This window comes from Pseudomonas sp. P1.8 (assembly GCF_001269805.1).
Taxonomy (GTDB): domain Bacteria; phylum Pseudomonadota; class Gammaproteobacteria; order Pseudomonadales; family Pseudomonadaceae; genus Aquipseudomonas.
Genome location: NZ_LHVM01000014.1, coordinates 125,746 through 142,458 on the forward strand (window position 1 = coordinate 125,746; position 16,713 = coordinate 142,458).

The 16,713-nt window shown below is 57.7% G+C and carries 18 protein-coding genes; 10 read left to right on the top strand and 8 right to left on the bottom strand.

All coding sequences use genetic code 11. The features are described 5' to 3' along the window. Positions 1 to 157: 157 nt before the first annotated feature. Entirely contained in the window at positions 158 to 1,648 is a 1,491-nt protein-coding gene (locus tag AD668_RS15090) for a DUF1254 domain-containing protein (RefSeq protein WP_053160106.1), read from the bottom strand. Between the two features lie 322 nt (positions 1,649 to 1,970). On the opposite strand from AD668_RS15090, the gene AD668_RS15095 reads away from it, so the two are divergent. Further along, positions 1,971 to 2,921 carry an LD-carboxypeptidase gene (locus tag AD668_RS15095; protein WP_053160108.1) on the top strand — a complete coding sequence of 317 codons (951 nt, stop codon included), beginning with the start codon at positions 1,971 to 1,973 and terminating at the stop codon, positions 2,919 to 2,921. Positions 2,922 to 3,516: 595 nt separating this feature from the next. Here AD668_RS15095 and AD668_RS15100 read toward each other — a convergent pair. Then, positions 3,517 to 4,053, bottom strand: a complete 537-nt coding sequence (locus AD668_RS15100; protein ID WP_053160110.1) for a recombinase family protein — start codon at positions 4,051 to 4,053, stop codon at positions 3,517 to 3,519. 593 nt (positions 4,054 to 4,646) lie between these two features. On the opposite strand from AD668_RS15100, the gene AD668_RS29495 reads away from it, so the two are divergent. The 8 genes from AD668_RS29495 to AD668_RS29980 all read left to right on the top strand — a co-directional run bounded on the left by AD668_RS29495 (position 4,647) and on the right by AD668_RS29980 (position 11,858). Then, positions 4,647 to 5,138 (top strand): hypothetical protein, encoded by a 492-nt coding sequence (locus AD668_RS29495; RefSeq protein ID WP_156322341.1) that lies wholly within the window; start codon positions 4,647 to 4,649, stop codon positions 5,136 to 5,138. Then, a complete protein-coding gene (locus AD668_RS15110) occupies positions 5,135 to 5,344 on the top strand; it encodes a hypothetical protein (RefSeq protein WP_053160114.1) in 210 nt (69 codons plus the stop codon). The genes AD668_RS29495 and AD668_RS15110 overlap by 4 nt, the downstream gene beginning before the upstream one ends. A 45-nt stretch (positions 5,345 to 5,389) precedes the next feature. Then, on the top strand, positions 5,390 to 6,310 hold the full coding sequence (locus tag AD668_RS15115; protein WP_156322342.1) for a hypothetical protein: 921 nt from the start codon (positions 5,390 to 5,392) through the stop codon (positions 6,308 to 6,310). A gap of 2 nt (positions 6,311 to 6,312) precedes the next feature. Next, complete coding sequence (locus tag AD668_RS15120) at positions 6,313 to 9,720, top strand: hypothetical protein (protein ID WP_053160118.1); 3,408 nt, start codon at positions 6,313 to 6,315, stop codon at positions 9,718 to 9,720. Further along, on the top strand, positions 9,717 to 9,968 hold the full coding sequence (locus AD668_RS15125) for a hypothetical protein (RefSeq protein WP_053160120.1): 252 nt from the start codon (positions 9,717 to 9,719) through the stop codon (positions 9,966 to 9,968). Before AD668_RS15120 ends, AD668_RS15125 begins: the two co-directional genes overlap by 4 nt. Continuing rightward, positions 9,961 to 10,509: a hypothetical protein gene (locus AD668_RS15130; RefSeq protein ID WP_156322343.1), complete on the top strand. Its 549-nt coding sequence runs from the start codon at positions 9,961 to 9,963 to the stop codon at positions 10,507 to 10,509. The genes AD668_RS15125 and AD668_RS15130 overlap by 8 nt, the downstream gene beginning before the upstream one ends. Next, a complete protein-coding gene (locus AD668_RS15135) occupies positions 10,506 to 11,456 on the top strand; it encodes a hypothetical protein (protein WP_053160123.1) in 951 nt (316 codons plus the stop codon). The genes AD668_RS15130 and AD668_RS15135 overlap by 4 nt, the downstream gene beginning before the upstream one ends. Positions 11,457 to 11,732: 276 nt before the next feature. Further along, positions 11,733 to 11,858 (top strand): hypothetical protein, encoded by a 126-nt coding sequence (locus tag AD668_RS29980; RefSeq protein ID WP_256220670.1) that lies wholly within the window; start codon positions 11,733 to 11,735, stop codon positions 11,856 to 11,858. A 65-nt stretch (positions 11,859 to 11,923) separates the two neighbouring features. On the opposite strand, the gene AD668_RS15145 is transcribed toward AD668_RS29980, so the two are convergent. Both AD668_RS15145 and AD668_RS15150 read right to left on the bottom strand, forming a co-directional pair. Then, positions 11,924 to 12,919: a hypothetical protein gene (locus AD668_RS15145; protein WP_156322344.1), complete on the bottom strand. Its 996-nt coding sequence runs from the start codon at positions 12,917 to 12,919 to the stop codon at positions 11,924 to 11,926. 3 nt (positions 12,920 to 12,922) lie between these two features. Continuing rightward, on the bottom strand, positions 12,923 to 13,141 hold the full coding sequence (locus tag AD668_RS15150; protein ID WP_053160129.1) for a hypothetical protein: 219 nt from the start codon (positions 13,139 to 13,141) through the stop codon (positions 12,923 to 12,925). Between AD668_RS15150 and AD668_RS15155 the strand changes: the two genes are divergently transcribed. Further along, entirely contained in the window at positions 13,140 to 13,697 is a 558-nt protein-coding gene (locus tag AD668_RS15155; protein ID WP_156322345.1) for a hypothetical protein, read from the top strand. The two genes, AD668_RS15150 and AD668_RS15155, sit on opposite strands and share 2 nt — an antisense overlap. Before the next feature lie 27 nt (positions 13,698 to 13,724). Here the strand turns inward: AD668_RS15155 and AD668_RS15160 are convergent, their stop codons facing one another. From AD668_RS15160 to AD668_RS15175, 4 genes are all read right to left on the bottom strand, one after another. Then, the gene (locus tag AD668_RS15160; protein ID WP_053160133.1) at positions 13,725 to 14,204 is read right to left on the bottom strand and encodes a hypothetical protein; all 480 of its coding nucleotides are present in this window, start codon (positions 14,202 to 14,204) and stop codon (positions 13,725 to 13,727) included. Beyond that, positions 14,197 to 14,412: a hypothetical protein gene (locus AD668_RS15165; protein ID WP_156322346.1), complete on the bottom strand. Its 216-nt coding sequence runs from the start codon at positions 14,410 to 14,412 to the stop codon at positions 14,197 to 14,199. The genes AD668_RS15160 and AD668_RS15165 overlap by 8 nt, the downstream gene beginning before the upstream one ends. After that, positions 14,405 to 16,231 (bottom strand): primase-helicase family protein, encoded by a 1,827-nt coding sequence (locus AD668_RS15170; RefSeq protein ID WP_053160136.1) that lies wholly within the window; start codon positions 16,229 to 16,231, stop codon positions 14,405 to 14,407. The genes AD668_RS15165 and AD668_RS15170 overlap by 8 nt, the downstream gene beginning before the upstream one ends. A gap of 63 nt (positions 16,232 to 16,294) precedes the next feature. Continuing rightward, positions 16,295 to 16,525, bottom strand: coding sequence for an AlpA family transcriptional regulator (locus tag AD668_RS15175; protein ID WP_156322347.1), 231 nt, complete (start codon positions 16,523 to 16,525; stop codon positions 16,295 to 16,297). Positions 16,526 to 16,713 lie beyond the last annotated feature (188 nt).

Sequence of the window (16,713 nt, forward strand, 5' to 3'; positions counted from 1 at the left end):
CGTTGTCTGCCTTGGGCGTGCAGGGGTTTGGAGCGGCAAGCTGGTCGGCTAGTGACAGTTTTGCGACTGACGATAACCAGAAGGCATCTTTGCGCAGTCCTTGACTCAGAAATGATATGAGCGCGCCTGCGCCCATATCGCCAAGTTGCATTGATGGTTACTGTTTCTGCAGGTCTCCAGGCTTCCACTCCTTGTCGAAGAAAGCCTTGGTCGGGCCATACAGGCGCAGGATCACGAAGAAGCCTTTGCCCGGCAAGGTGCGAATCCAGTTCTTGCCTTCACCCGGTGAATCCGGCCCGAAGTGCAGGTCAATCGAGCCGTCGGCATTCACCAGAGGTTTGTCCATCGCGTTCAACGACGGGAACGGCTGGCCGTTGTCCACGCCAGACGCGGTGATCGAGTCATACACCGTCACCGACCAGAATAACGCCGCAGGGATGCCTTTGGGCAGGTTCAGTGTGTAGGCGTTGCTGCCCGAGAGGAACTCGCCCTTGGCGTCGACGAAGGTGGCCGGGTACTTGGCGCCGACGTTCTCCATGTTTACCGCCATGCCCGGGCTGGCCGAGTAGGCATTGGTGAAGAAACCGGTGCGCGGGTCGATGTAGTTGAAGGTGTCGGCAGTGAACGTGGCATTGCCCGGGAAGACGTTCAGCCACTTGCGGTCCGGGTACCACGTGCCATTGGTGACGATGGTTTGGGGTGTGTAAGAGGTGGCGTGCCCCATCTTGCTCGCGGTTTTAGCGGCCTTGTCGAGCAGGTCGCGGGTCGCTGCATCTGGCTGGAACGGCTTGCCCTTGATGATGCCCAAGGCGGCAAGCATGCCGCGCATTTCCATGTCTTGCGAATCGACATATTCATGGTCAATAAACCGCGAAAGCATGTCGAACGCGCTGCCATCGGTGGGATAGAGCATATTGATCGGCGTTTTCGAGGCGTTCGGAAACTCCATCTTTTTGGCTGTGGCTTCTTTACCCAGTGGATAGATGCGCGTCTGCTCCATGAGCTTGACCGGGGCTTCCAGCTGTTTCGGGTCCTTGAAGAAACCGCGCCAGAACACAAACACGTTGTAAGTGCGCGAACGGTAGGTCAGGTAGCCACGAGGCACTTCACCGTTGTAATCCGGTGGCAGCACCAGATACTTGGCACCCTTGCCTTTGTCCGGGCCGGGCAGGCCGACATCGCCGCACCAATGGCGGCCTTCGATCGGGCCTTCGGAGCAGATCGGGCGCTGGAAGAAGTCGTCGAGAATGCCCTGCATTCCCGGCGGCACTTCAATCACCATCGGGCCGTCCTGCTTCAGGTCCAGATAGCCCATGGCATAGATCACGTCGGAGTTCGGTGTGGTTACCAGGGTCTTGGCGTTGAGCCGGTCTTTCCAGATCGGCAGTACGTTGTAGCCCGCGCCGAAGGTTTTTTCCGAGCCTTCCTTCATGGCGTACATGTTCAGTGCCGGCAGTGCCCAGATGTAGGACTGCACGGCGCGCTGGAAAAACAGCTCGTTCTTGAGCTGAGCCACGCCTTCCAGGGTTGGATAACCGCCAGCGAAAGGCAGGTCGGCCAGTTGTTCATAATGCGTGGCGGCCTGGGCGCCGAGGCTGACCGAAACGGCCAATGCCAGTGCGGTCAGCGTTTTGCTGGCTGCGTTCATCGTCGAAGTCCTTATCAATTGTTTTGCTCCACGGCCGGTGGGGCCAAGCGCCGTCGAGGGCGTCAGCTTGTGGCCAATAGGCTCGGAAGTACAGTGAGAATTCGGCGTCTTCAGGTGGGGGCAGCCAGTTGGCCATTGAGCAGGGCCGGTAGTTCGCCGAAGAATTTCTCATTCAAGGCTAATGAGTGTTGCATTGGATTGTTGATTAACTGCTGAAGTTGAGAGGGTGAAGTTTTCGAAATAATTTATCGATAACTTATGAAAGTGGTTTTCAAGTGGCTCTGGTATGTTGAATCAATGTTCGACAACTAGAGAGGTAGTTATGAAGTACACGAGATTTCCAAACCCCCTTAAAGGCGGAAGCAAAATTGCTATAGTTTCACCGGCGGGTTATTTGACCAATCCTGCTTTTCTGGATCACGTTGCTGCGATGATCAAAGAACAGGGCTATGTTTCTGTATATTCAAAAAATTGTTTTGAGAGATACGACAATCATTACGCCTATGCAGGAACTCCGCAGCAAAGGTTGGCAGATTTACAATGGGCATGCGATGACCCGGATATAGAAGCTATCTGGTTAACCCGCGGTGGTTATGGATGTGTGCAGTTGCTCGACGGGTTGAATTTGAGTGGGATTTGTAAAAATCCCAAATGGCTGATTGGTTATTCCGATATCACCTACCTGCACAGTGCGTTCAACCGCCACGGTATCGCTACGATCCATGGGCACAACGTTGTGCGAACGCTGAGTAATGGCGTTGCTCCGCCGGCGTCTGCCTACGGCAAGATCTTTGATATTTTGAAAGGCAGTGCGCCTGCGTACGAGATGATTTCACATAAACTGAATCAAACAGGCAAAGCCAAGGGGCGACTGGTTGGCGGAAACCAGACTATTGTGGGGGCACTTTCCGGAACACGCTACGACTTCGATTATGAGGGGGCAATATTGTTTTTGGAAGATGTTGGAGAAAATGCTTATTATAGAATCGATCGACAAATGCAAACACTGGAAACGTCGGGTGCATTGGCTAAAATCAAAGGTATTATCATAGGTTCCATGCGAGACATGGGCGGCACGAAGTCGGATTTCGACGAAACTGCCTATAACTTGATCCATCAGATTACGGAAAAATATAAAATCCCTAAAATATTTGCTTTTCCGGCCGGGCATGTCCCAGACAATTACCCGCTGATGATGGGCGCAGAGGTTGAAATGGAGGTGCAGGCAGAGCGTTATATCGTGAAATACGTCTTGCCTCATACTTGCTCGTGACGTGGAATGTTCTTCGAGTGGTCAAATTAATCTCGAGCACTCGAAGAAGCCCAAATATCGCAAATTGTTCGCATCGATGAACAGGTGTCCGGTTAGGCCAGGCTATCCGGATCCCCGAAGAACATCTGCTGATGGCTCTAGACAAGGATCTCAGAAGGATGGTTGTGAAATTATGCCCCCAATAATGCCACTTTCTGAGGTTGGTGCTCAGGACTGGGCGGGGAGGGCACAGGTTGTAATACCTTTACTACCCTGAGGGCTGCTTTTACTAGGGTGAAGGTAGTAAGCCGAAAGGCACAGCGTAGAGCGCTTAGAGCACATTTTACTACCTTTACTACCTTGTTTTTATAGATAGATTGAAAGAAGAAGATATGTAGTAGTGGTAGGCGTGCACTACTACATAACAAGTGTACATATTTACCCTGGCGCGGTAGGAACACCCTAGTGAAGGTAGTAAAGGTAGTAAAAGGCTCTATTCCGGGCCTCTCCGGGCATTATCAAGGTAGTAAAGAATTTTGGCATCCTAGTAAAATGTGCTCGGAGCGCTCTAGTCCGGGCCTCTCCGTTTACTACCTTGAGCTAGTACGCCCTATCGTCACCCCCGCATTGCCCGCTGCACTGTCGATAACGACACGCCCAGGTCCTTGGCTGCTGTGCGGTAAGACGCTCCATTCTCAATCGCCAGCCGGATCGCCGCATCATCCACAGTCTTCGCCCTGCCTTTGTAGGCGCCGGCTTCCTTGGCTTTGGCGATACCTTCGCGCTGCCGTTCCCTGATCATGCTCCGCTCGAACTGTGCCACGCTGCCGAGCAAGGAGAGCATGAGCTGCTGCATAGGATTTGCCTCGCCTGAGAACAGCAGCTGCTCCTTATGGAACTGGACCGCGACACCACGCTGAGTCAGCCCCTCGACCAGTGCCAGAAGGTCTGCCAGAGAGCGCGCTAGGCGGTCGATAGAGTGAACGTGCAGGGTATCGCCACCCCGAACAGATCGCAGCATGGCTTGCAGCTCAGGCCTGTCCACTGTGCTGCCGCTGACCTTGTCAGTGAACACCTGATCCAGCTGCACACCATCAAGTTGCCTGACTGTGTTCTGGTCCGCTGAGCTGACCCGAATGTAACCAATGTTCATGGCATCACCTGTATTCATTAGGCTCTAGACATAATCATTCTGGTAAGCAATCGCGCAGAACACAAGGCTGAAAGCCACGTAACTGTAGTCATCCGACGTGCGGTCAATAGAGTTTACCCAATTGAATACGATTCGACGAACCGGAGCGAGGACGGCAGGGCCGCTGGCTCGGGGCTGCCAGGAACTTGGGGGTGGGGGTTGGAAATAGTCGACCGGGTGGCAGGGGGTGTCGTGGTCGGCGCATCGTCACACACGTTAATCCAGCAGTGTAATTCTGAGGATTTTTTTAAAAAATTCCCAAACCACAGCTCGCCGTGCCAAGCGTAAGAGTGACAAGGGTTTAGCCCCAAACCCTATGGCCCTTAATTTTCCCCATTAAAAATTTATAAATTTATTAGAGGCTTACGTCGCTAGTTAAAGGCTCGCGGAGTTAAACCCCTAACCGCTTAGCACAGCTCTACCAGCCCCGCCAATGCCGCCTGTCGGATTTCTCGCTAATACCACAAAAACGGAGATTTGGCCAATATCAATATGGAATAATAGATCTTATAATTGCGCGTACCAGAAAATCACCGGCCTGGGGGTAGGTGAAAATGGAAAAGCCGCAAGTGCCATCACATACCGAAGTCGTCACCCTGTCGCAATTGGCCGACCTGGCCGGACTCGACCGGACGTTCTTCAGTGAGCACCGCCATGAACTCCCCACGACGCTGCCGATCCACGACGGCAACCAGGGTCGCCCACAGCTGTGCTACCCGCTGGACCAGCTCGCTGAGTTCATATGCACCCGCGTCGGGTTCCTCAGTGAAGTAGAGGCGAGACTTCGACTGGCCCTTGCGCCTGCCGTCTACCGCAAGAGGAAATCGCCAATGGCTCGCTTCCTTGATGCCTACAGCCTGCTGGAGGTCGACGGTGTGCTCGAAGTAGTGCCCCGCGACCACAGCCTCCTGACTCCTGAACTCAGTGCCAAGGTCCGCGCCTTGATCGCCCAGGAACACGCCAACGCTCGCGCCCGTCGCAGTGCCAAAGCTCGACGCACCCGTTCCCCCACCCAGACCACTCCCGAAGAGGTTCCGCAGCGATGAGCAACGTCACCCCGCTTTTTAAGACCATCGCTTCGGTGTTGACCGCTGCAGGCGATCAGGTCGGCGAACCGTTCGCGCAGCCAACCAGCGAGCACTACAACGCCGTGTGCGACGGTACTTTCGCCAGTGTGCTGGGGCTGGATCATCAACAGCTTGTCGACGAAGCCGCAGCCGAAAAGGCCAAGACTTCACCGCCGTTGCATTAGTGACCGGGCATTGCCCGATTGGGGGATAGTTGTATGGCGACCATCATGGAAATGCTAAATCAGGGGATTGGTGGGCTGAATACGCCCCTCGGCCAACTCGGCACTCAACTGCTTGCGAACTCTGGTCCACAGGCAGGCAACCCCAACGGCGGTGCTCGTATCGGCCAGGCCTTGCAGGGCATGAGCGAAATGCAACGTGCGCAAGCCCTGCAGCAGTACCGCGAACAGATGATTGCTCAGCAACAGGCGGCACAAAACTTTCAAGTGCAGCAGGCACGGGCCAAGGCTGAACAGCAACAGCGCCAACAGGAGGCGTTCGCTGACCCTAATCTGCAAAGCCAGCTAGGGCCAATGGCTAAATATCTGGCGCAAGCCGGTATCGATCCCGACACGATCCTCAAGGCGAACAGCAGCGATGCACTGCAAGCCCACCGTGCTGCACAACTGCAACAGCAACAAGATCACTTCGCCCAAACCCAAGCCCGTATCGGTGCCGGTGGCGGTGGTGGTCAACCACCTGGCCCGAAAGCTCCAACGCCGCGTATGACGCTCGACGAACCATTGGGCGACGGCATGGTGCAGCGGCACAAGTTCGACGCCGCGACCGGCTCCTATGTGCCGTTCGGCAAGCCCTTCCGGCAGTTCGCCCCGACCAAGGCCGACCCGATGCAGAGTCTGCTCGGTGAGGTGGCGCCGAATGACGACGCCAGTGCTGGTCCCGCCGTTCCCGGACTGCCTGGCACAGCCTCCATGAGGCCACCACCCCAGGGCGCCGAACTCCTTATGCACGGCAGTGGGTCGAACCCTATGGCACGCAAGCCAGCCGCCAGTGAATCCAACGCGCCTACGGGTGATCTGGCCGCTGCGAAAAACGCGATCGCGGCAGGTAAGTCGCGGCAAGCCGTGATCGCTCGACTGACACAGAGTGGTTACACGCCAGCGCAGATCCAGGCTGCGGGGATCTAACCATGGCCCTGTCCTTTGACGACCTGCCAGACGAAGCGCCAGCACCTGCGCCGCAAGCCGGTGGGCTGTCTTTTGACGACCTACCGGATGAATCACCAGCGCCCAAAGCTGGTGCGCTAATGGCAACGCAATCGCAATCGCAATCGCAATCGCAACCGCAACTGCAACTGCCCGACCGCACAGCAGGCCAATGGGTAACGGACATCGGCGGCAACGTCGGTCGCGGCGCTTACAACCTGTTCGATTCAGGGGCGGGGATTGGTGACATCCTGACTGGTGGGGCGGTCACACCGTGGCTTGCCGAACACGGCATGGACTCCAAAAAAGCGCGTGCGGTGCTCGATGCTGAAATGTCCCCGCAAGCACGCGCCGAGCGTGACGCTGTGCAGAGCGCACAGGGATTTGTCCCCACGGTGAAGGCCATCGCGCAAAACCCTGCCTATGGCTTGGGTCAGGTCATCGAGTCTGTGCCGACCATGGTGGTCGGCGGTGTCGCTGGCAAAGGCGCTGCGCTCGGTGCCAGAGCAGCAGGACTGAACGCTGGCCGCGCTGCACTTGTTGGGGCGGGTACGGGTGAAGGGCTGGCCACAGCCGGCCAGCAAGCCGCCAACACTGTCCAGCAAACAGGCGATTTGACTCCGGGCCAGACCGCCGCCGCACTCGGTGCTGGGGCTTTCACAGGCATCATCGGCGCCGGATCGGCTGGCTTGGGCAATCGTCTTGGCGTGGCTGATATCGACACCATGTTGAGTGGCGCATCTGGCCCGACGGCGGGTCGGGGCATGCTCGCCAGGTTGGGTCTCGGCGCCGGTATGGAGACCGGCGAAGAAGCACTGCAATCGAGCCAGGAACAGGTCATGCAGAACGCCGCGCTCGGCAACCCTCTTACCCAAGGTGTCGGAAACGCCGCGGGCCAAGGCGCGGTGCTGGGTGGTGTCATGGGTGGCGCTGCTGGTCTTCGTCGCCCGAACATGGCCGCACCACAGTCGGCACCTGTGCCAATGCCAGCCCAGCAGCAACAAGGGCAGGCCGCGCCCACTTTCACGCCGCCAGCCATGCCAACGCCAGCCACTGTGCTGAGCGGCGCCCCAGCCGCACCACAAGCGCCCACCGCGCCAACATCATTCGCTGGCAGTAAGGACGTCGCCCCGTTGTTCAGGTCGATGGGTATGGATCAAGCGCAGATGGACAAGAGTCTGGAACTGCTGCGCGATGATGAACCCGATATCGAAGCTGCACGCCGGGGCACCATCAGTTGGGAAGAAACCGGACGCCTCGCCGCGTTGACTGGGACGACGGTCGAGAAGCTGCGCAAGCATCGCGTAGGGGTCGCCTTCAACGCTGAAGAGCAAGTCGCCGCCACTCGCCTGCTGAAAGACCAGACGCTGAAAACCCTCGAGCTGGGCAACAAGATCAGCACCGGCACGGCGGGCGAAATCGACCAGGCCAATTTCCTGCAATCGCTTGCCGAACTGCGCACTACGCAGAAGGCCGTGATGTCTTCCCGTGCAGAGATCGGTAGGGCCATGTCCGCCATGCGCGCCGATGTCACCTCGATGAAGGATGCCAGCCGAATGCTGGAATCCGTCGGCGGTGCTCAGGGTGCCAAGGCGATTGCCGATGCGTTGACTACTGCCGCCCGCGTTGGCGGTGTCGAAGCGGCAAACAAGATGGCTCGCGCCTCGGGGTCCGACGCCTTCTGGACGTTCTACAAGTCTGCGCTGCTGTCGTCGCCAGACACGCATGTTGTGAACGTGGTCAGCAACCTGTTCACCGCCGGTCTGCAGGTGCCGACCCGGCTCCTTGCCGGTGGCATCGGTACCGCGAAGCGACTCGCTACCGGTGGTAGGGCTGGCGAAACCCACATGGGCGAATCCGCCTATCAACTGGCGAGCCTGCTCGAAGGTTCGGTGAACGGTGCCAAGGGTGCAGTGGCAGCCTGGCGCACTGGGGAAGACGCATTCGGCGGCAACAAGGCCGAGATCTACCGCACGGATCACCCCGGCCAGAACGTGTGGGGTGTCCCACTGCGCCTGCTGCAATCTGAAGACGCCTTTTTCAAACACGTCAGCAACAGCATGGAAATGCACTCGGTCGCTTACCGCATGGCTTCTAAGGAGCTGCAAGGCCAAGGACCAGTTGCGGTGCACAAACGTGTGCAGGAGCTGATCGCCAACCCACCTGCGGAGCTGGTCGAGGCTGGCCACGACGCCGCGCTGTTCCACACGTTCAACAACAACGCAGGCAAGCTCACCCAGGCGGTTAACAACCTGCGTCTCTCGCTGCCCCACGGCACCGGGAATCTGGTCATACCGTTCCTGAAAACCCCGGCCAACCTCATTACCTACGCCGTCAAGCACAGCCCTGCCGCACCTGTCTTCAAGGAGGTCCGCGCCGACCTGAAAGCTGGCGGTGCCAAACAGGAAGAAGCACTGGCACGCATGGGCATTGGCTCGCTGCTGATCTCCCTCGGCGCCGTCGGTGCCATGAATGGGACGTTGTCGGGTGGTGGTCCTGAAGATCAGAAAGAGCGCCAAGCGTGGCTCGCTGCCGGGAATCAGCCGTACTCGATGAAGATCAACGGCAAGTGGTACGCGTACAACCGCATCGAACCGCTTGCCTCGCTGGTCGGTATCGCCGCCGACATCGCACACGGTTCTGAGACGCAGGATCTTGGCCTCGCCAGTATCTTCAAGGCAGTCGGCCGCAACTTCACCAGCAAGACCTGGCTTCAGGGCTTGAGCGGCGTCATGCAGGCCATGTCAGATCCTGACCGTTACGGCGAAAGCTTCCTTGCTCGCACGGGCGCCACGCTGGCACAACCAATGACCTTGCTCAGCCACGTCGGTCGCTATGGCGATCCGTACCAGCGCGACAGCGATCGGGGCCGCTTCCTTGATCAGCTCAAGTACCGCCTTCCGGGCGAGACGTTTGGTCGCGAGTCTCTGCCAATCAAGACTGACCACTTCGGTCAGCCGCTCATGGAGGCGCAGCGCCAAATTGGTCGTGCTGGCCCTATCCCAATAACCACACCGAGCGACGACCCTGTCCGCATTGAGGCAGCACGCATTGGCTGGGTGCCGGGGGCTATGCAAAACCACTTCAGTGTCCCGTCCAAGGTGCAAGGCCAGCGCAGCAAGCGCTTCGACCTCAACGACGAACAACTGCGTGAATTGAACGAGCTGGCCGGTGCTCGCATGCACGCGGCTGCCGGAAACCTGATACGCACGAAGTATTGGGCAACCTTAAATGACGACGAGCGCCAAGACGCCTTGGACAAACTGATGAAGCAGGTCCGCAGTTCCGCCAAGGTGGCGTACACGCCATACCTGGCGAGCGGCAAGCGTGGGCTGATCGATCTCTACCGCAAGCAAACCAGCAACTGGAAACAGACGGGGGGTAAGAAATGAACGACCAACTAGCGGCTGACGCTGCAGCCGAAGTGGCCACTGCACGCGCCAAGCTCGACGAACTGTTGCGCATTGAACGGCTTCTGGAGTCCGAGCTACCGGCTGCACGCAGCGCGCTTCAGGCAGCAGAGCGGAAGCTGCGCGAAGCGACCCGGCCCGGCAAAGCAGCGATCCGTGAGGCCGAACTGCAAATGCTGCACCGCAAACTCAACGAGGCTAACCAAAATGGGGAACGCAGTCATGTTTGATGCCGGAGAGCTGAGAAACCTACGCCGCGAGGCTGAGCTTAATCACATCGACTTTTCGCGGGCGAAGATCCGTGCCGCCAGAGACGGTGGTTATGTCGTCGTGTTCGACGCGCCACTGTTCGACTTGGGCACTGTGCTGCTCGACCCACCTAGCGAAGTCGACGCTCGCACCGCAGCTATTGCCGAGGGCGTCATGCTTCAGGGGCTAACGAAAATTCAACGTGCAGAGCGCTACCGCTTGCGTACTGGGCGCTGCTTCGGCTGGAGTCAGGACCAGATCTGCCGTCGCCCACTCAATACCGATGAGGTCGAAGAGTACCTGGCCACCATCGCACATAAGAGAGAGGTTGCCAGGCTGCAACGTGAACTGACTCAGGTGCTTGAGGCCAATGCGAAAAGTGTCGCCACCACTGCCGGTGCTAATGAGCTGAAGGGTCGATACGGCCTTGCCAAACGCAATCCATCGAAAAAACCAGAGCCCGAGCTGGCACAGCCCAGCGCTAAACCTGAACGTGCACCATCGCGAGGGGCAAGAGCATGAGCACCGAAGATTTGAGTGAGAGCCTCGCTGCTGAATTAACCGGCAGCGTTGGCATGGACGATGTCGGCAATGATATGCCCGAAAACCTCGCTGCCGATCTTGCCGATCAGCAGCAGTACGAGGCCGAGCGCGACATTCCCGTTTCTAATGATGTGCAAGATACGGCACAGGGCGAACTGGACCGCGAAGCAGAGCAAGAACAGACCCAGCAGCGCGGCCGCAAGGTGCCACTCGCGGCGCTTCATGAAGAGCGCCAGAAGCGGCAGGCGCTCGAACTGCAACTTCAGGCCCAGGCCCAGCAGATGCAGCAGTGGCAGGCGCAGATGCAGGCCCAGCAGCAGGCTACACAGCAGGCGCAGCAGGAAGCGGAAGCCCCAGATTTCGACATGGACCCGAAAGCCTGGCTCGACTACAAAGAGGCACAGATCAACGCTCGGTTCGAGCAGCTGCAAAACGGTCCAGCACAGCAGCCACAAGTGCAACAGGTCGAAACGCAGGTTCTGCAAGAGGCCGCTGTGCTTGGCCCTGTGGTCTCCGACGCGGAAGCACGGTTCGAAGCGGCGAACCCTGACTACCGGCAGGCGTTCGACCACGTTATGGCAACCGTCGAGCAGAACATGCGCGCTCAACACCCAGGCATTAACGAGCAGCAGCTCGGCATGTTGCGCACTGCTGCGCTCGTCACGCTCACAAAGCAGTGCCAAGCGAACGGTACCAACCCAGCCGAGCACGTCTACCAGCGTGCCCAGGCGATGGGCTACAAGCCTGCGAGTCGCGAACCGCGCAAGCAGCCGAACACCAGCCTCAGTACGCTGCCTGGCTCTGCACGGGCACCGGATGAGCGCAGTCATGTCAGCGTGTCGGACATCAGCGATATGTCCGAAGCCGAGTTCGACAAGTTCTTCAATGACATGAAGCGCTCGTCGACCACGCGGCCGGCGTATTGAGGGGGGTGTGCCATGTCCGAGCCTCAGACCAAGGACCAGCGCCTCGAACTGCTGCTCCGCAGCCTGCAGATGGAAGCCGAACGGTGCAGAGCCACTGGCGAACAGCGCCGCAGAAACCGGGCAATTTTGAGAGGCTTCCGGGCTGCGCTCTGGGCTGCGCAGTCAAAGCCCAACGAGGCCGAATTGGAGGTGACGTTACGCGAAGAGTTGGGGTTGCCAGTGATGGCGTGCCAACGACAACCGGTGCCAATCCGGCACTGATGATGAGGTGATGAAATGATCGACAAGCGCGATGGTGTGACGAAGAAACCGGTGAAGACGCAGGAGTACTTTCCGCAGAGCCACCCGGACCGACTGCCCAAGGGCGAGGCTGGAAAGAGCGGCGGAAAGAAGGGCAAATGACCGGTGTGCAGCAAAGACGAAGAGGGCGCCGATGGAGAGCGCCCCGCTTTGCAGCGCAGAACCTATCACGCGACTTTATTGGGCCTTTGCCACCAAGCGAGTTTTTTCACTGGGGCGACCTGAAAACCGCATGACCACTTTTCGTAATCTTCATCCTTGGGTACTAAGTCATCTCGTATTGCTATTGTCAGGTCAATTTGACTAATTGCTGGAGTATCCCCGCCGAGTTTTTTCTTGTGCTTGCCGGCTACCAATAAGCCATGTTCGCGTAGGTCTTCGGACAGCTTTAGGCTGAAAAATATTAAGTCGTCGGTGTATAACGCAATCGCCCCGACGGAGGTTCCGAATTCTTGGTTGATCTGCCCATCGCCGTAAGGCAGCCCCAAGTACATGCCTATAGCAGTCGCGCCTTTTGGGAGATTGTCTTCCTTGATTTTCTCGATCAGTTCATTTCGCTTTGTTATTGCATGGTTCAAGTTTTCGATGGCATCGGCAACAGTCGTTACAACGCTAACCGCTCGCCCGGCAGTACTTATACGATTGAATACAATTTCCTGAAGTGGCGCCACTGGAGGCGATAGCACTTGGAGGCTTAGGAGGTTCGGCGCTAGTTCGAGCGGACTGAGTGCTAGGCCGTCAGCGACTTTTTTCACATATTCTTTATGCTTTTTGCAGTCTGAGTCGTGGTCTTTTTTCAACGCTCGCACATGTTGCTTTTTGAGTGCCATCGCAAGATTTGCAGTCGTCAGTGCCAGCACGATCCCAGCGTTTATATCTCTAATTTCCTTCTGCAATTCTTCACGAAGTTTGACTCGCTCGGCGATCCGCTGGGCTGCCCACGCGCCCGCGAATGCACCTGCTAGCGAAGCTGTGAACCCTGAATTTGCAAAATCCTTTACGCCCTCCCAGTAGGGTGTCAAGAGCGCCAGTGCAGCTGGAATGCCTGCCGCGAGATCGTTTAGTGTGGTTGTAATTTCTGTCACCTGCGGAAGCCTTCCCTTGCGATGGCCAATTGGCATCCCATGGTAGACGCAGGAGTTGCATGAGTTCAATGAAATCAAGGATTACTCACGGTGCTGCAGCACCAGCTTGGCCAGCCCTTGCTTGATGTGCCCAGCGTTGTCGCCAATCGCTTGTAGGGCGCTGCGGACGTTCTCACCAGCTTCTGCATGGCCTTGCTGCTCGACCAGCAGCGTCAGCTCCATGATCGCAGCTTCCAACGCCAGCTGATTGTTGTACAGGCGTTCGAGGACGTCAGGCAGAGAGTGTTCGGGTGCAGGCATGGCTTCGACTCCGTTCGAGGAAGCCGGAAGCGTAGCAGTGAGTGGTCATAGCGAGAAACAAGCAGATAGAATTGGCCCTTACCTAGATGGAGCGGCGGCAATGGATGGTAGTTTGATTACGCTAACATTGGCGGCAGTGGCCGCTTATTTTGTTGTGCTGAGGCCTCTATTTACTTACCTGTCAAACAGGATGCTTGTAGCGGGCGTTGCGGCTGAATTGAAAGCTCAATGTGGTGACCAGGATCTCGTAAGAGAGGTTTGTTTCAGCGACTTTGGCATGAGCTTCATCCTTAGCCTGAAAAACAGATTTCCAAAGAACAGGATGCGGTTCCCCATGATCACCAGCTTCTTGCTCGCTGAGGTGGTGATCAGAGAAGATTTTGGCCGGGAAATAAGGGCGAGCTGTGTTGGTCTCCTGAAAGACCGTCTTATGCATTTCTACAGTGAGCCGCTAGGCTGGGTAGGCACACCGAATGTAAGCACCGCAGATGTTCTTGAGCTCAAGGATCGGGCGGTACTTGGGACGAAGTGCTTTATGACCAGTTTTGGAGGCTAACGCTACTCCCCGTCGCTTATTGGTCGTCTACCCCTCGTCACCTTCGATGTCATCGAGCAGCTGTTGCAGGTCGTCATCTGTACGGCTACCCCCGACGTCACGCTCGATGCGCGGTGCTTCCGGTGGGATGCGCTCAATCGCCGCCGCAGCCGTTGAGATCGCAGCCAGCACTTCAAGGAATTCGACGGCACCACCACTTTTTTTCTTGGCATCCTCTTCGGACTCCTGATCCCTAACACGGCCAATGCCCCTGTCAATGATCTGAACGCGCAGTTTCGCCGCCAAGGCCGGATCAGTCGCCGGGTCCAGTGCCGCATGGATGGTCTTCTCGAGCATGATCTTGGACCACTCGAGGGCCAACATCTCGACTTCGTGCTGAGCCTTGCGCTTGGCGGCGCGCTGCCTGGCGAGCTCGTCGCTGCGCTGGGTGCCTTCGTTGGGAACGCAGCGGTTGAGGACGAACCGGACTGGCAATGGTGCGGTTACGCTGCTGGATATACTAGTCATGGTCGTGCTCCTTGGGCTCGGTCGACACAGGCCTTACCTTCGCCCGCTGCCGGCGAAGCCGCACCAGCTTGACCCTCTGTTCGGCGCGCCGTAGTTCGAGTTGTGCAGCAGGCAATTCTTCTCGCAGAAGGTCCTGAATCTGGAGAAGCTCGTCGAACTTACATTGCGCCACACGCAGCGCTGCAGCGGTGCTGGAAATGCTATTCATCATCTTCGTCTCCGGGGTGCGTTACTTCAAAGGGGCGAACCCCGGTCTTCAGATAGTCAAACCACGCCTTGGGGCGTTCTGCTCGCCATTTCGAGATGTTGCGCAGGCACAGCACCATGTACTTCGGTTTGCTGGCAGACTCATTCACGCGACCCAGGTGCATATCCTCTTCGCGAAGTTCCCGCAGTGCCGGCAGTAGGTTTTTCTCTGAGAATTCAAGCCTTTGATACTCCCGGTCGTCCTTGTACATTTTCATGTCGTCGAGCAGGTCTCGGGTGTACGCCAGGTCTTTGTCGAACGGTTTCAGTCCGGCTTCGATCTTCGACCGCAGCCATGTGGCGTGAGCGCTCAGGTTGTCTTCGATAAGGCGTTGCTTGGCACTGGTCATCGGTGGGCGCTGGTCGATCTTGAACCCGGACACGTCACGCGCCGCCAGGTAGCCGGCCAGTTTGGGGATGCCGTAGCCCGGTGACAGCTTTCCAATCCACGCACCGAGGCGTTCGTAGTAGGCGGTGTCCTTGGGTTTCTCGAGGCACAGGGCAGGGCACAGTCGGCGATCGTCAACGGCCAGCGGCAGCGATTCCATTTCGTTGGTCGTGATGATCAGGTGCGGGGTGCGGCGTACACGCGCCGGGATGCCCTTGGGGTTGAGTGACGTACGTACCGCCGACGTCAGTCTGTTGAACTTGCCCAGGTCGTCGGTGCTATCGACCTTCGACTTGCGCTTCAGTTCTTCGATGATCGTGAATACGCAGTCGATGAAGTCATCGTCGAAGTTATCCCACAGCGCCTTGCTGCCGGCCTCCCTGACTAATGCAGCGCCCCACACCCACTTGATGGCAACGCCGATCATGGATTTGCCTGTGCCCCGGAACGGCGATACGAACGCCAGCGCTACCGGGATCTTTTCGTCTGGCTTCTGATAGACCGTCGCCAGGTAATCCCAAATGTAGTTGACCGTAGTCCGGCATTTCCCCGCTATGTACATAAGGTGGTCATCGAATATCTTGACGTCGGCAAAGGTCGCAGACTCATCCGGGCGGGCCATCAGGCGCCGTGTCATGTGCCACGTATTAAACAGGTCAGAGTGGAAGTCGTCCGGCGCATTGGTAGGCTCGAAAACCTTCTTGCGGAAGATCCGTGCTGTCTTCTGCGACATGCCGTTCCACCACATTTCCGACACGGATTGTTTGCACATGATGCGGCCAGTGGTGTACCCGAACACCGGGCCGTACTGACTATCCGCCCAGCGCTGTAACCCCTCGCGGCCCATGCCGGCGCACTCGGGGTCCGCTAGAACGGTGGCGCGCTGGGTGCTTGCATCAAAGCCGATCTCGTTGGTGAACAGCGCCAGCAGCGCCCAGCCTTCCCGCGTAGGGTCAACCATGGGGTCTTTCTTGGTGGCCACTTCAGCGTCTTTGAAGTCTCCGTCGGCCAGTGCCTTGGCGGCGGCCAACGTGTCCTCCCGGATAATCGCGGCTTGCTCGTATGACATGTGCAGGTGATTGACGAACGCGCCAGCAGTGTCGAAGTCTCCTTCCGCGGCGTCGCTGGGCAGTAACAGCACAGGTGTCGGTGCAGGCTGCTCCGCCTGAAGCATCGAGATGGAACTCTTGCCAAACTCGATGACCTTGTTCGGCACCAGGCCGTTGGCGGCGATGGTGGTCAGCACACTGGCCGGCACTGACAGCGACACGGTGGCTGTGTCTGTTTTCGGCTGTCGAGCATGTACCTGCGCAGGCGGCGCCGTGTTTTGCTTGGCTGTGTACTGGGCGAAGAGGCTGTGAATATCCACACCCGGCGTGATAGAATTACTCATCGGAAATACCCTTACCCCCTTCGAAGTCGCACTCCTTGGGGGTTTCTTTTGTCCGTAGGAAAGTCAGGCGGGCTGGCTGGCACCGCGTGCGGGCTTTGCTGGCGCGCGCGACTTTGCGGCCTGATCGCGAATCCATTGGTACACCTCTTCACGAATCCAAGCATTGCGCCGAGCGTTACCGTTCGAGCGGTTGGGGCCGAGCGAAATTGGGCGCACGAGGATTCCGGCTTCGAGCCAGGCATACATGGTGCTGTCGGTGATACCAAGTATCCGCAACAACTCAGGGCGGAACATGAGTGGGTCAGCAGGGGAAGGGGTGGTGCTGGTAGTTGGCTTGCGCGAAGACATAGCGGCGACCTCAATCTGAGTTGAGTCACTTTGGCCAGTGGCCTGCTATTAGAGTTGGGTATGAAGTGACGACCGCATTTTTGCGGTCTGATTTCCGTAATACTCCTTAATACATGACAGATACAAGCACTTTC